Source organism: Pseudomonas sp. TE3728 (genome assembly GCF_056279145.1).
This window is the reverse complement of record NZ_JBWBQT010000001.1, coordinates 3,462,015-3,476,838: the sequence shown is the minus strand read 5'-3', so window position 1 is coordinate 3,476,838 and position 14,824 is coordinate 3,462,015. Positions and strand designations below refer to the sequence as shown.

At 60.2% G+C, this 14,824-nt stretch carries 13 protein-coding genes; 12 read left to right on the top strand and 1 reads right to left on the bottom strand.

Annotation, left to right across the window (positions count from 1 at the left end):
- The first annotated feature begins 96 nt into the window (after window positions 1-96).
- The 3 genes from ACZ89R_RS15080 to ACZ89R_RS15070 are packed head-to-tail and all read left to right on the top strand — an operon-like array spanning window position 97 to window position 2,553.
- Window positions 97-1,116, top strand: coding sequence for an aminoglycoside phosphotransferase family protein (locus ACZ89R_RS15080; RefSeq protein ID WP_429545378.1), 1,020 nt, complete (start codon window positions 97-99; stop codon window positions 1,114-1,116).
- Window positions 1,113-1,784 (top strand): N-acetylmuramate alpha-1-phosphate uridylyltransferase MurU, encoded by a 672-nt coding sequence (murU, locus tag ACZ89R_RS15075; RefSeq protein ID WP_429430057.1) that lies wholly within the window; start codon window positions 1,113-1,115, stop codon window positions 1,782-1,784. Before ACZ89R_RS15080 ends, murU begins: the two co-directional genes overlap by 4 nt.
- Window position 1,785: 1 nt before the next feature.
- Window positions 1,786-2,553, top strand: a complete 768-nt coding sequence (locus ACZ89R_RS15070) for a TerB family tellurite resistance protein (protein WP_123497404.1) — start codon at window positions 1,786-1,788, stop codon at window positions 2,551-2,553.
- Window positions 2,554-2,695: 142 nt separating this feature from the next.
- Here the strand turns inward: ACZ89R_RS15070 and ACZ89R_RS15065 are convergent, their stop codons facing one another.
- Window positions 2,696-3,688 carry an alpha/beta hydrolase family protein gene (locus tag ACZ89R_RS15065; protein WP_429545379.1) on the bottom strand — a complete coding sequence of 331 codons (993 nt, stop codon included), beginning with the start codon at window positions 3,686-3,688 and terminating at the stop codon, window positions 2,696-2,698.
- A 73-nt stretch (window positions 3,689-3,761) separates the two neighbouring features.
- Between ACZ89R_RS15065 and ACZ89R_RS15060 the strand changes: the two genes are divergently transcribed.
- From ACZ89R_RS15060 to ACZ89R_RS15020, 9 genes are all read left to right on the top strand, one after another.
- Window positions 3,762-6,155: a PAS domain-containing sensor histidine kinase gene (locus tag ACZ89R_RS15060; protein ID WP_429545380.1), complete on the top strand. Its 2,394-nt coding sequence runs from the start codon at window positions 3,762-3,764 to the stop codon at window positions 6,153-6,155.
- Between the two features lie 104 nt (window positions 6,156-6,259).
- Complete coding sequence (locus ACZ89R_RS15055) at window positions 6,260-6,889, top strand: response regulator (RefSeq protein WP_003210977.1); 630 nt, start codon at window positions 6,260-6,262, stop codon at window positions 6,887-6,889.
- A gap of 355 nt (window positions 6,890-7,244) precedes the next feature.
- Window positions 7,245-8,369 (top strand): ABC transporter ATP-binding protein, encoded by a 1,125-nt coding sequence (locus ACZ89R_RS15050; protein WP_123497410.1) that lies wholly within the window; start codon window positions 7,245-7,247, stop codon window positions 8,367-8,369.
- Window positions 8,370-8,417: 48 nt separating this feature from the next.
- Window positions 8,418-9,461, top strand: coding sequence for an ABC transporter substrate-binding protein (locus ACZ89R_RS15045; RefSeq protein WP_429545381.1), 1,044 nt, complete (start codon window positions 8,418-8,420; stop codon window positions 9,459-9,461).
- A 305-nt stretch (window positions 9,462-9,766) separates the two neighbouring features.
- Entirely contained in the window at window positions 9,767-11,014 is a 1,248-nt protein-coding gene (locus tag ACZ89R_RS15040) for an ABC transporter permease (RefSeq protein WP_123497414.1), read from the top strand.
- Between the two features lie 12 nt (window positions 11,015-11,026).
- The gene (locus ACZ89R_RS15035) at window positions 11,027-11,851 is read left to right on the top strand and encodes an ABC transporter permease (RefSeq protein WP_429545382.1); all 825 of its coding nucleotides are present in this window, start codon (window positions 11,027-11,029) and stop codon (window positions 11,849-11,851) included.
- A 221-nt stretch (window positions 11,852-12,072) separates the two neighbouring features.
- A complete protein-coding gene (locus ACZ89R_RS15030) occupies window positions 12,073-13,221 on the top strand; it encodes an iron-containing alcohol dehydrogenase (protein ID WP_192344778.1) in 1,149 nt (382 codons plus the stop codon).
- 86 nt (window positions 13,222-13,307) lie between these two features.
- Window positions 13,308-13,982 carry a ribulose-phosphate 3-epimerase gene (gene rpe / locus ACZ89R_RS15025; RefSeq protein ID WP_007906892.1) on the top strand — a complete coding sequence of 225 codons (675 nt, stop codon included), beginning with the start codon at window positions 13,308-13,310 and terminating at the stop codon, window positions 13,980-13,982.
- Entirely contained in the window at window positions 13,979-14,797 is an 819-nt protein-coding gene (locus ACZ89R_RS15020) for a phosphoglycolate phosphatase (protein ID WP_429545383.1), read from the top strand. The genes rpe and ACZ89R_RS15020 overlap by 4 nt, the downstream gene beginning before the upstream one ends.
- Window positions 14,798-14,824: the final 27 nt, after the last annotated feature.

Sequence of the window (14,824 nt, the reverse complement as noted above, 5' to 3'; positions counted from 1 at the left end):
CGCGGTGTGGGCCGCACGCCTCTCGATGGTCTGAAAAAGATGCTGGATAATAAAGCATGACCCGCTTGACGGCTAGCGCCGTCGGAGACCCTTGCAATGCCTGACCAAGATGTACGTTTGCAACACCTGAAAGTTTGGCTCGATGAACAGTTGGCTATCCTCTTTGCAGAACAAGGTTGGGGCACCGTGCCCCCGGCCACGTTGACTGCGGCCAGTAGCGACGCGAGCTTTCGGCGCTATTTCCGCTGGGAAGGCGCAGGCAGAAGTTTCGTCGTGATGGACGCGCCGCCGCCCCAGGAAAACTGCAAACCCTTCGTGGATATCGCTTTTCTGCTGGCGAAATCCGGAATAAACGTGCCGAAAATTTATGCCGAAGACCTCGAGCGCGGTTTTCTTTTGCTCAATGACCTGGGCAACAAGACTTATCTGGACGTGATCGACAGCGAAAACGCCGATGATTTGTTCAAGGATGCCCTGCAAGCGCTGTTGGCTTTCCAACAGTTGCCAATGGTGGCGCCGCTGCCGAGTTATGACGTGGCGCTGCTGCGTCGCGAGCTGGAACTGTTCCCCGAGTGGTACGTGAAGCGCGAACTGGGCATCGAGTTCGACTCGGCGCAACAAACACTTTGGCAGCAGGTCAGCGACCTGCTGATCGACAGCGCTCTGGCTCAGCCCAAAGTCCTGGTGCATCGCGACTACATGCCGCGCAATCTGATGCTCAGCGAACCGAATCCCGGCGTGCTGGATTTCCAGGACGCGGTCTACGGGCCGGTGACCTATGACGTGACCTGCCTGTTCAAGGACGCTTTTCTCAGTTGGCCTGAAGAGCGCGTGCGTGGCTGGCTGGAAGACTACTGGCAGCAGGCCGGCGCGCTCGACATCCCGGTTCAGCCAGACTTTGAAGACTTCTTGCGCGCCAGCGACCTGATGGGCGTGCAACGGCACCTGAAAGTCATCGGCATCTTCGCCCGTATCTGCCATCGCGACGGCAAGCCGCGCTACCTCGGCGACGTTCCGCGCTTCTTTGCTTATATAGACGCCGTCATCGCCCGTCGCCCTGAGCTGGCGGAGCTAGGTGAATTGCTGGCCAGTCTGCGTGCTGGAGCGACTGCATGAAGGCAATGATTCTGGCCGCGGGTAAAGGCGAGCGCATGCGTCCGCTGACCCTGACCACGCCAAAACCACTGGTTCGCGCTGGCGGAGTGCCCCTGATCGAATATCACCTGCGCGCCTTGGCGGCTGCAGGGTTTAGCGAGATCGTGATCAACCATGCCTGGCTAGGTCAGCAGATCGAAGATTATCTGGGCGATGGTTCGCGGTACGGCGTGAGCATCCAGTATTCGGCGGAAGGTGAGCCGCTGGAGACCGGTGGCGGCATTTTCCGTGCGTTGCCGTTGTTGGGTGACGAGGCCTTTGTGGTGGTCAACGGTGACATCTGGACCGACTACGATTTCAGCGTGTTGCATCAGCCCATCGCCGGGCTCGCTCATCTGGTATTGGCGGACAACCCGGCGCATCACCCCAGTGGGGACTTCACTTTGGTCGATGGCCATGTGCAGGACGGTCGGCCGGATGCATCAACCTTGACCTACAGTGGCATCGCTGTGCTGCACCCGCAACTGTTTGACGGGTGCTCGGCCGGCGCCTTCAAACTTGCGCCGCTGCTGCGCAAAGCCATGGCTGACGGGCAAGTGACCGGTGAACGCCTGAATGGGCATTGGGTGGATGTCGGCACCCACGAGCGCCTGGCTGAAGTAGACACTCTGATAGAAGCGAGACGCTGACATGTTGTGGCCAGGGACTCTGATTGGAGCCGGAGCGGGCTTTGCTATAGCCAGCATTCCGGGGGCCATGCTCGGCGCTTTATTGGGGCAGGCGCTGGATCGGCGCTTGCACCTGCAAAGCTGGGCGCATTTATGGGAGAAGTTCGGTGGTCGCTCGGTGCTGCGCAACGATGAGCTGCTGTTCGTGTTGCTAGGCCGATTGGCCAAGAGCGATGGACGGGTAGTGGATGGCCACATTCAGCAGGCGCGGCAGGAAATGCGTTCGCTGGAAATGACCGAGTCGGCACAACGTCGGGCGATTGCAGCATTCAATCGCGGTAAGTCGGGACACGACCGGTTGCGCGGTTATCTGCGACGCCTGAGTGCTCAACCCCATGCGGCGGAAGGGGTGTTGCGTGCCTGTTGGCGGATGGTCTGGGCGGATGGTCGCGCCGGTAGCAATGAGCGCGAGCTGATTGCCCAGTGGGGCAAATGGCTCGGCTGGACGTCGCATCAAGTGCAGGCGCTGGCCAGCGATTACGAGCCGCAGAAGCGACCGTTGGTCACTAGCGCGATCACGTATCAGGATGCCTTGCGACTGTTGGGAGTGTCTGCCACAAGTGAGCCGGCACAGATCAAGCACGCCTATCGACGCCTGCTCAGTCGGCATCATCCGGACAAGATTGCCGGCAGCGGTGCGACGGCGTTGCAGGTTCGTGAGGCCACGGACAAGACTCGTGAATTGCACAATGCCTATACGTTGATTCGTGAGCGGCGGGATTTTCGTTAGAGCAGCAGAGTTGTGTTGTCTCTGATAGCGCCATCGCGAGCAGGCTCGCTCCTACATTTGATTTTCGCCGGACATAGAATTTATGTTCGCTGAAGATCCACTGTGGGAGCGAGCCTGCTCGCGATGGCAGCGCCTCGGTCTATCAGTCCGCCGCCGGCTGCGGATTCAACCACCCGCGCACCCGCCGCACCAACTGCTCTTGCTCGGCCTTGGCATTCCCCGGCAAAGCCTTGAGCGACACCTGACTGAACCCCGAAGTTTTCAAGCGCTTGCTGGCCTGCAAACGTTCCAGCGCCGCGTTACGATCCACCGGCTTATCCATATAGAAGATGTCTGCGGCAGGCAGCTTCAAGGTGGGTGTGAGCTCAGCCAGTCCCGGTTTTGCTGTAACAGGCGTCTGGGCGGCAATCATCACGAATTTCTCGACTTGCGATGGCTGCTTCTCGCTCAGATAACGCGCGGCCCAGTAGGCGCCGGTACCATGTCCCAGCACGACGATACTGCGAGCGCTTTGCTGTTCGGCGTAGGCGATGGCGGCATCGATGCGCGCGAAGATTCGCTCGGCGTCAGCTTTGGCGTGTTCTTCGGTGGTTTCGACGATGGCCTTGTCGGTCACCTCCGCTTCGCCGCCGGCCGCCTGTTCGATGGGCGCCGCAGTCGTCGCGTCTTTGCTGCCGGCATCAGGCGTTTTGGGCGCTGGCGCCACTTCGACGATGCGTGGCGCAATGGCGTCGCTTTGCAGGTCCGGCAAGGTGATACTCAGGCTGCTCCACTCGGCGTCCGGCAATTTACGGCGCAATGGGCTGATCGCTTGCGGCCAGTCAACGGTTTCGCCGGCGCCCGGGATGATAATCACCGCGCCTTTGGGGTCGGCGGTATTGGCCGGTTTCCACAAGGCGAGGAAGCTGTCGGTGCCGGCTTGCAGTTGTTGCTGTTCCTGCGCAGGGATTTTTCGCTCAAGTGCTGCCGCTTCTTCCTGACTACGCTCAAGCAGCGGCTGGCGTTCAACCGGTTTTTCTTCTGCGGGTTTTTCCGCGGCGGCAGGTGCCGGGTCAGCCGCTTCGACGGAAAACGCGCAAGGCAGGATCAACGACAGGCACAATGCTGGCAGTGCCAGGCGGTAGACAGGGGGCATCGGATATTCCAGGCCAGAAGTTATTCCGGCAGCCTAATGGGTTGGTCAGTATTTGTCAGTGTGTGAGACTTCGATGATGCATTTTCGCTGCCTGTGGGTTATCGGCTGTTTGTGGTTTCCCTTGATGGGCTGGGCGGCGCCCGCGCCACCGGCGCACGTCGTGCAGCTGTTGCCAGCGCAACAGCAATGGCTGGCGCAGCATGGCGAGTTGCGGGTCGGAGTGGTGTTGCAAACGCCTTATGCCCAATACGATCGCCGCTTGCAGCGCCTGTCCGGGGTTAATATCGAGCTGATGAAGTGGCTGGCCAAGGCGCTCAAGATCGAACTGAGCTGGCGTAATTATCCCGATCTTGCGCAACTGGAAGCCGCCGCCCGTGAAGGCGACATCGATATCGCGCCAGGCCTGACGCAAACCCCCGTGGGTTTGCGGCTCTGGCAATTTTCCGACCCTTACATGCGGGTGTCGCAACTGGTGGTCAGCGACCAGAAAAGCACCGGGGCGGTAGAACTGGAAAAACTCGACAGCCAGACCCGCGTTGCCGTGCGCATGCCCAGCGTCACCGCCGATTATCTGCGCAGCAATTATCCCCATCTGAACTTGCAGGGCGTGCCTCTGGAGCGCCAGGCGCTGCAACTGTTGTTGAGTCAGCAGGCCGGTTACGCCGTAGTCGATGAAGCGCAGTTCGGGCGTCTGTCTGCCGAGCCCGAGTTCTCCGGGTTGGTGGTGGTGGGCGATATCGGGTTCCCGCAACTGCTGCGAGTGGCCACGCGCCGGGACTGGCCGGAGTTGGCCGGCATCGTCGAAAGCGCGTTGCGGGCGATCCCGGCCAAGGATCTGGAGCAACTGCACAATCAATGGGTGCAACCCAAGTATCCGCGGCTGTCCGAGTCGCCGGGTTTCTGGCAAAACCTCTGCCTGCTCTTGGTGGTGTTGCTGCTGAGCAGCATGGCCATTGTGTTCTGGCAGCGCCGTCAGCAACACAGTCTGGAGCAACGATTGCTGGCGGCGCGCGAAGACATTGCCCTGCGCGAGGCCAGCGAAGAGGCCTTGCGCCTCACGCAGTTTTCCATCGATCAGAGCACCGTCGGCATCCTCTGGGTCAACTGGGACAGCCATGTGCGCTATGCCAACCGGGCGGCTGAAACCATGCTCGGCTACCCGGTGGGCGGGATCATTGATCGGCCATTGATCGACTTCGAGCCCGGCTTGCACATGGACCGCTGGCTGAGCCTGTGGAAACGCGCCCGGACCAGTGACGACGCGCCGCAAAGTTTCGAGACCCATTGCGTGCGAGCGGACGGCAGTATCCTGCCGGCGGATGTTTCGTTGAGCTTCTTGCGTTTTCGCGATGGCGAATACCTGGTGGTTTACCTCAATGACGTCACCGAGCGTCGTCGCGCCCTGGCCGCGTTGCAGGAAAGCGAAGCGCGCCTGCAAGGGATCGCCGCCAACGTCCCCGGCCTGGTCTTTCGTCTGGAGCGCGCGCCGGTGACCGGGCAAATCGACTTTGCCTACATCAGTGAAGGCAGCGAGAGCCTGGTGGGCTACTCGCCCGCGACGCTGGCCCATCGCGACAAAGGCCTGCGCAGTCTGGTGCATCCGGACGACAGGGCCAGTTATCACCAGACTCAGGATCACGCGCTGGACACCGATAGTGACTGGTCGTGGCAGGGCCGGATTCTGACCCGTCAGGGCGAACAGCGCTGGGCCGAGATCAAGGCCATCACTCGCCGCCTCGATGACGGCGCCTATGTCTGGGACGGGATCGTCTGGGACATCACCGAGAGCAAGCGCATCGAACTGGAACTGGCCAGCTCCCGCGAGCAACTGCGCGAGTTGTCCGCCCACCTGGAGAGTGTTCGGGAAGAGGAAAAGGCCCGCATCGCCCGGGAAGTTCACGACGAATTGGGTCAGATGCTGACCGTGTTGAAGTTGGAAACGTCCATGTGTGAATTGGCCTACGCCCAGCTCGATCCGGGTCTGCACGAGCGCTTGAACAGCATGAAGCGGCTGATTGCTCAGCTGTTTCAACTGGTGCGCGATGTGGCCACGGCGCTACGGCCGCCGATTCTCGATGCCGGGATTGCCTCGGCCATTGAATGGCAGGCCCGACGGTTCGAGGCACGCACGCAGATCCCGTGTCTGGTGCAAGTGCCGGATAACTTGCCGGTGCTCAGCGATGCCAAGGCCATCGGGCTGTTCCGGATCCTTCAGGAAGCGCTGACCAATGTCATGCGCCACGCCCAGGCGCATACTGTTGAACTGACGCTGGTCCTTGAGGGCGATGAACTCTGCCTGACTGTCAGCGATGATGGCGTAGGATTTGTCGCCGCCACTGGCAGGCCGACATCCTTTGGAGTGGTCGGCATGCGTGAGCGAGTGTTGATCATGGGCGGGCAGTTATCGCTTGAGAGTGAGCCAGGGGAGGGTACGACCCTGAGCGTGCGAGTGCCGTTGGACCCCTAAAAGATCGCAGCCTTCGGCAGCTCCTACGCCGAACGCGTACCCCTGTAGGAGCTGCCGAAGGCTGCGATCTTTTCGGCGACAAGGCAATTTTTGAGGAGAGGCAAGTGATCCGTGTACTGGTAGCCGAAGACCACACCATCGTTCGCGAAGGCATCAAGCAATTGATCGGCCTGGCCAAGGACTTGCTGGTGGTAGGGGAGGCGAGCAATGGCGAGCAGTTGCTCGAGACCTTGCGCCATGTTCCCTGCGAAGTGGTGTTGCTGGATATCTCCATGCCCGGGGTCAACGGCCTGGAAGCGATCCCGCGAATTCGCGCCTTGAACAATCCCCCGGCGATCCTTGTGTTGTCGATGCACGACGAAGCACAAATGGCCGCTCGAGCGTTGAAGGTCGGCGCTGCAGGTTATGCGACCAAGGACAGCGATCCGGCATTGCTGCTGACGGCAATCCGCAAAGTCGCGGCGGGTGGGCGATACATCGACCCGGACCTGGCTGACCGGATGGTCTTCGAAGTCGGCCTGACGGATTCGCGGCCATTGCACTCATTGCTGTCGGAGCGTGAATTCTCGGTATTCGAACGTTTGGCCCAAGGCGCCAACGTCAACGACATCGCCCAGCAACTGGCCCTGAGCAGCAAAACCATCAGCACCCACAAGGCGCGACTGATGCAGAAACTCAACATCACCTCCCTGGCCGAACTGGTGAAGTACGCGATGGAACACAAGCTCCTCTGAAAACTGTTCACGATCACCCGTAGGAGCTGCCGCAGGCTGCGATCTTTTGATCTTGATCTTCGGCGATCTTGATGCCGCCAAAAGATCGCAGCCTTCGGCAGCTCCTACAAGGACCGTGTAGGCATGTCCATTTGCGACATGCACATCAAGCCGCTTTTGCCTGTTCTTGCGGCTTACAGCTCACCGCCTGTCGCGATCCCGAATCGACATATCCATCCCCGCCATCCTTGTAGGGCAATCCCTACCCCCAACCTTCCATCCGGCTGAGGCGATTCTCTCCTGCGCCCCGATTTGCGCCGCTCCCAGCGTCCACTAGGCTTAGTCCACAGCAGTCATCAATAACAAAGGTGTGGGTATGAGCCAGGTTGATTCAAGCGCAGGGGCCAGCGATATTCTGGTCAGCTTTCGTGGAGTGCAAAAGAGCTACGACGGCGAGAACCTGATCGTCAAAGACCTCAACCTGGATATTCGCAAAGGCGAATTCCTCACCTTGCTCGGGCCGTCCGGCTCCGGCAAGACCACCAGTCTGATGATGCTCGCCGGTTTCGAAACGCCGACCGCCGGGGAAATTCAGCTGGCCGGGCGCTCCATCAACAACGTGCCGCCGCATAAACGCGACATCGGGATGGTGTTCCAGAACTACGCGTTGTTCCCGCACATGACGGTCGCCGAGAACCTGGCGTTCCCGCTGACCGTGCGCGGTTTGAACAAGAATGATGTCAGTGACCGGGTCAAACGTGTTTTGAGCATGGTTCAGCTCGACACCTTCGCCCAGCGTTATCCGGCGCAACTGTCCGGCGGCCAGCAACAGCGTGTGGCCTTGGCCCGTGCGTTGGTGTTCGAACCGCAACTGGTGCTGATGGACGAACCTCTCGGCGCACTGGACAAACAACTGCGCGAACACATGCAGATGGAAATCAAACACCTGCACCAGCGCCTCGGTGTGACCGTGGTCTACGTGACCCACGACCAGGGCGAAGCCCTCACCATGTCTGACCGTGTGGCGGTGTTCCACCAGGGCGAGATCCAGCAGATCGCACCACCGCGCTCCCTCTATGAAGAACCGAAAAACACCTTCGTCGCCAACTTCATCGGCGAGAACAACCGTCTCAATGGTCGCTTGCACAGCCATACCGGCGACCGTTGCGTCGTCGAACTCGGTCGCGGTGAAAAGGTTGAAGCCCTGGCGGTCAATGTCGGCAAGACCGGCGACCCCGTCACTCTGTCGATTCGCCCGGAACGCGTGAGCCTCAATGGTTCGAGCGAGTCCTGCGTCAACCGCTTCTCGGGGCGGGTGGCGGAATTCATCTATCTGGGCGACCACGTCCGGGTTCGTCTGGAAGTCTGCGGCAAGACCGACTTCTTCGTGAAACAACCGATTGCCGAGCTCGATCCCGCGCTCGCTGTCGGCGACGTGGTACCGCTTGGCTGGCAGGTCGAACACGTTCGCGCGCTCGACCCACTTTTAGAGGCGCATTGATCGCCCCGGCTACACCAACACCAACCCTGCACGTGGAGAGAACAATAAATGTTGAGATCCCTGAAATTCACCGCCCTGGTCGTGGGCATGATGGGTGCGGCACACGCGATGGCGGCGGGCCCGGACCTGACCGTGGTGTCCTTTGGCGGGGCGAACAAGGCGGCGCAGGTCAAAGCCTTCTACGCACCGTGGGAAGCGGCGGGCAACGGCAAGATCGTGGCGGGCGAGTACAACGGCGAGATGGCCAAGGTCAAAGCCATGGTCGACACCAAGAGCGTGTCCTGGGACCTGGTGGAAGTTGAATCGCCGGAATTGTCCCGTGGTTGCGATGAAGACATGTTCGAGCAACTCGACCCTGCGCTGTTTGGCAAGTCCGAAGACTACGTCAAGGGCGCTATCCAGCCGTGCGGCGTGGGCTTCTTCGTGTGGTCGACCGTGCTGGCCTACAACGCCGACAAGCTGAAAACCGCTCCGACCAGTTGGGTCGATTTCTGGGACACCAAGAAATTCCCGGGCAAGCGCGGCTTGCGTAAAGGCGCCAAGTACACCCTGGAATTCGCCTTGATGGCCGATGGTGTTGCGCCGAAAGACGTCTACAAAGTGCTGGCCGGCAAGGATGGTCAGGACCGTGCGTTCAAGAAGCTCGATGAGCTCAAGCCGAGCATTCAGTGGTGGGAAGCCGGCGCTCAACCGCCGCAATACCTCGCCTCCGGTGATGTGGTCATGAGCTCGGCCTACAACGGCCGGATCGCGGCGGTACAGAAAGAAAGCAACCTGAAAGTGGTGTGGAACGGCGGTATCTACGACTTCGACGCATGGGCCATCCCGAAAGGTCTGGACGCCAAGCGCGCCGAAGCGGCGAAAAAATTCATCGCATTCACCGTACAACCGCAGCAACAGAAAACCTACTCGGAAAACATCGCCTACGGCCCGGCCAACACCCAAGCCGTGCCGTTGCTGGCCAAGGATGTCCTGAAAGACATGCCGACCACCCCGGAAAACATCGCCAACCAGGTGCAGATCGACGTCAGCTTCTGGGCTGACAACGGCGAGCAACTGGAACAGCGCTTCAATTCCTGGGCTGCCAAGTAGGAGCTGCCGAAGGCTGCGATCTTTTGATCCTGATCTTCAGCGGTCTCAGGCCCGCCAAAAGATCGCAGGCTGCGCCAGCTCCTACAGGGACCATGTACACCCCTGATTCATGGGGCGCACGCAAATCCTGTAGGAGCTGCCGAAGGCTGCGATCTTTTGATCTTGATCTTCGACGTTCTCAGGCCCGACAAAAGATCGCAGGCTGCGCCAGCTCCTACAGGGGCCGGAGGCTGTTTCAAGAACATTGATGCAATGCGGCATCACTCTGGGTGATGCCGCCCATCCAAAGATTTCCGGAGTACGCCATGGCTATCGCCGTTCCCGTGAACGCGGGCACTGACCCCACCTTGAAGCAGCGGCTCAAGCACGCCGAGCGGATCAACCGCTGGAAAGCTCAAGCCTTGATCGCGCCGTTGGTGCTGTTTCTGTTGCTGGTGTTCCTGGTGCCGATCGTGGCGCTGCTCTACAAAAGCGTCGGTAACCCCGAAGTGGTCGGCGCCATGCCACGCACCGTGGCGGCCATCGCCAGCTGGGATGGCCGAGGCCTGCCGGCAGAGCCTGTGTATAAGGCCGCCAGCGAAGACCTCGCCGAAGCCCGCAAGAATCAGACCTTGGGTGACTTGTCCAAGCGCTTGAACATGGAGTTGGCCGGCTACCGCAGCCTGCTGACCAAAACCGCACGCGCCTTGCCGTTCGCCACCGAGCCGACGTCCTATAAGGAAGCGCTCGAAGCGCTGGACGAGCGTTGGGGTGATCCAGCCTATTGGCAGGTCGTGCGCCGCAATACCAGTAATGTGACGCCTTATTACCTGCTGGCCGCTGTCGATCATCGTATCGACGACCTCGGTGAGCTGGCCCCGGCCACCCCCGATCAGGCGATCTACCTCGATATCTTTGCCCGGACCTTCTGGATGGGCCTGATCATCACCGTGATCTGCCTGGTGCTGGCCTATCCACTGGCCTACCTGCTGGCGAACCTGCCATCGCGGCAAAGCAACCTGTTGATGATTCTGGTGCTGTTGCCATTCTGGACCTCGATTCTGGTACGGGTCGCTGCGTGGATCGTGTTGCTACAGTCGGGCGGTTTGATCAACAGCGGGCTGATGGCCATGGGCATTATCGATAAGCCGCTGGAACTGGTGTTCAACCGCACCGGGGTTTATATCTCGATGGTGCACATCCTGCTGCCATTCATGATTCTGCCGATCTACAGCGTAATGAAAGGCATCTCGCCGACTTACATGCGCGCGGCGATTTCCCTCGGTTGCCACCCGTTCGCCAGTTTCTGGCGGGTGTATTTCCCGCAAACCTATGCCGGTGTCGGCGCCGGTTGCCTGTTGGTGTTCATCCTCGCCATCGGCTACTACATCACCCCGGCGTTGCTGGGCAGCCCGAACGATCAGATGGTCAGTTATTTCGTCGCCTTCTACACCAACACCAGCATCAACTGGGGCATGGCGACCGCGCTCGGTGGGCTGTTGCTGCTGGCGACCGTGGTGCTTTATCTGATTTACAGCCGGCTGGTGGGCGCCAGTCGCCTGCGTCTGAGCTAAGGGGAGAATGAAATGCTGAGTCCTTACATGTCGCCCATCGAACGGGTGTGGTTCTACAGCTTGCGGATTCTCTGCGGCTTGATTCTGTTGTTCCTGATCCTGCCGGTGCTGGTGATCATTCCGCTGTCGTTCAACTCGGGGAGTTTTCTGGTCTATCCGCTGCAAGGCTTCTCGTTGCAGTGGTACGAGGACTTTTTTGCTTCGGCGGAATGGATGCGTTCGTTGAAGAACAGCATGATCGTGGCCCCCGCGGCGACGGTGCTGGCGATGATCTTTGGCACGTTGGCGGCGATCGGCCTGACCCGCGGTGATTTCCCGGGTAAGCCACTGGTGATGGCGCTGGTGATTTCGCCGATGGTGGTGCCGGTGGTCATCATTGGTGTGGCGAGTTATCTGTTCTTTGCGCCGCTGGGATTGGGCAACAGCTTTTTCTCGTTGATCGTGGTGCATGCGGTGTTGGGTGTGCCGTTTGTGATCATCACGGTGTCGGCGACCTTGCAGGGGTTCAACCAGAACCTGGTACGGGCCGCTGCCAGCCTTGGGGCTTCGCCGCTGACCGCGTTCCGGCGGGTGACCTTGCCGTTGATTGCGCCGGGCGTGATTTCCGGTGCGCTGTTTGCCTTCGCCACCTCATTCGATGAAGTGGTGGTGACGCTGTTCCTTGCCGGTCCTGAGCAAGCGACCCTGCCAAGGCAGATGTTCAGCGGTATCCGCGAAAACCTCAGTCCGACCATCGCGGCGGCGGCGACGTTGCTGATTGCCTTCTCGGTGATCCTGCTGCTGACCCTGGAATGGCTGCGCGGCCGTAGCGAAAAACTGCGTACCGCCCAGGTCTGACACGGTCTCTGTAGGAGCTGTCGAGTGAAACGAGGCTGCGATCTTTTGATCTTGTTCTTAAAAGCAAAATCAAAAGATCGCAGCCTCGTTTCATTCGACAGCTCCTACAGGGTTTTGTGTGTTTTTCGGGGGCGTGGGTCATTCACGACCTGAATAGCAGACAAACCCCAATCCCCAGCTACTCTTGTGCCCAGCTCCCCTATCTATAAGAGGCTGCGCACATGAGTCTTTCCTCTTTCAAAATCGCTCACAAACTGATCACTGGCGCAGGTGCCATCGAGCAACTGGCGGCTGAGCTCACACGTCTGGACATCGATAACCCGCTGATCGTCACCGACGCCGCACTGGTCAAGTCCGGCACGGTAGAGCTGGCGCTGGCGCAGCTGGGCGAGCGCAGTTACGAGATTTTCGACCGGGTGCTGCCGGATCCGGAAATCGCCATCGTCGAAGATTGCATGCGGGTTTACCGTGAAGGCGGGCATGACGGATTGATTGGTCTCGGTGGCGGCAGTGCCATCGACATCGCCAAGAGTGTTGCAGCCTATGCCGGTTACCACGGCGCCCTGGAGGACTTGTTCGGCGTTGATCAGGTGCCGCGCAAAGGCCCGCCGCTGATTGCCATCCCGACCACTGCCGGCACCGGTTCGGAAGTGACCAACGTGGCCATCCTCTCCGACAAGATCGCGCAACTGAAGAAAGGTATTGTCAGCGATTACCTGTTGCCGGACGTGGCACTGATCAGCCCGCAAATGACCCTGACCTGCCCGCGCAGTGTCACCGCTGCCAGTGGCGTCGATGCGCTGGTGCACGCCATCGAGTCCTACCTGTCGCTCAATGCCTCGCCAATCACCGATGCCCTGGCCATTGGCGCGATCAAACTGATTACCAAAGCACTGCCCAAAGCCTACGCCAATCCATCCCATCTGCAAGCCCGCGAAGACATGGCCACCGCCAGCCTGATGGCCGGCATGGCGTTCGGCAATGCCGGGGTCGGCGCGGTGCATGCGTTGGCGTATCCACTGGGCGGGCGTTTCAACATTGCCCATGGCGTCAGCAATGCCTTGCTGCTGCCGTATGTCATGACCTGGAACAAGATGGCTTGCGTGGAGCGCATGCAGGATATTGCCGAGGCCATGGGGGTGAAGACCGCTCATCTGAGCGCCAACGAAGCGGCGGACAAAGCCGTGGAGGCGATGACCGAGCTGTGTGCAGCGGTAGAAATCCCGCTGGGCCTGCGCAGTTTCGGGGTGCCCGAGGATGCGATCCCGGCCATGGCCGTGGAAGCCGCCGGGATTGAGCGCCTGATGCGTAACAATCCGCGCAAGTTGAGTACCGTCGATATTGAGAAGATCTACCGAGCGGCCTATTAGTACCCAATCATCGCAGCACGGTGCGCGCGTCAAAGCATGAGGTATACAATGCGCGCCATCGTGATTCTGCTCAAAAAAGGTGCGTCATGCAGCCCTTCGTCATTGCTCCGTCGATTCTCTCCGCCGACTTCGCCCGCCTGGGCGAGGAAGTGGATAACGTCCTGGCCGCCGGCGCCGACTTCGTGCACTTCGATGTCATGGACAACCACTACGTGCCCAACCTGACCATCGGCCCGATGGTGTGTGCCGCGCTGCGCAAGTACGGCGTGACCGCGCCAATCGATGCGCACTTGATGGTCAGCCCGGTGGACCGCATCGTCGGTGACTTCATCGAAGCCGGTGCGACCTACATTACTTTCCACCCGGAAGCCACGCAGCACGTCGACCGTTCCCTGCAACTGATCCGCGAGGGCGGCTGCAAGGCGGGCCTAGTGTTCAACCCGGCGACCCCGCTGGACGTGCTCAAGTACGTGATGGACAAGGTCGACATGATCCTCTTGATGAGCGTCAACCCGGGTTTCGGCGGGCAGAAGTTCATCCCCGGCACTCTCGATAAGCTGCGTGAAGCGCGGGCGCTGATCGATGCCTCCGGGCGTGATATCCGCCTGGAAATCGACGGTGGCGTGAATGTGAACAACATTCGCGAAATCGCTGCGGCGGGCGCCGACACCTTCGTGGCCGGCTCGGCGATCTTTAATGCGCCGAACTACCAGGAAGTGATTGAAAAAATGCGCTCCGAACTGGCGCTGGCTCGCCCATGAGTGGTTTTGAGCAGCTGTTCCCCGGGCGTCTGCCGCGGCTGGTGATGTTCGATCTGGATGGCACGCTGGTCGATTCGGTCCCCGACCTCGCGGCGGCCGTGGATAACATGCTGCTCAAACTCGGGCGTCAACCTGCCGGTATCGAACCGGTACGGGAGTGGGTCGGCAACGGCGTGCACATGCTGGTGCGCCGGGCCTTGGCCAACCACATCGACGCCGAGGGTGTCGATGAGGTCGAGGCCGAGCAAGCCCTGGAATTGTTCAACGGCTTTTATGAAGATGGTCACGAACTGACGGTGGTTTACCCCGGCGTGCGTGACACCCTCAAGTGGCTGAACAAACAAGGCGTCGAAATGGCGCTGATCACCAACAAGCCGGAACGCTTCGTCGCGCCGCTGCTGGATCAGATGAAGATCGGCCGTTACTTCAAATGGATCATCGGTGGCGACACTCTACCGAATAAGAAACCCGACCCGGCCGCGCTGTTTTTCGTGATGAAAATGGCCAACATTCCAGCGTCCCAATCGTTGTTCGTCGGCGACTCGCGCAGCGACGTGCTGGCGGCGAAAGCGGCGGGGGTCAAATGCGTGGCCCTCAGTTACGGCTATAACCACGGTCGGCCAATCGCCGAAGAATCGCCGGCGCTGGTGATCGATGATCTGCGCAAACTAATTCCCGGTTGCCTGGATCCGGCCGCTGAGATAACGTTGCCCGACGCTGTTCAATCCCCTCCTGGAAACGCCATCGTGGTGGTCACTCGCAAACTCTGGATGAAAGTCATCAAGGCCCTGGCCCGCTGGCGTTGGCGCGCCTGACTTGTTCCTGGCCGGCGTACCGGCGCG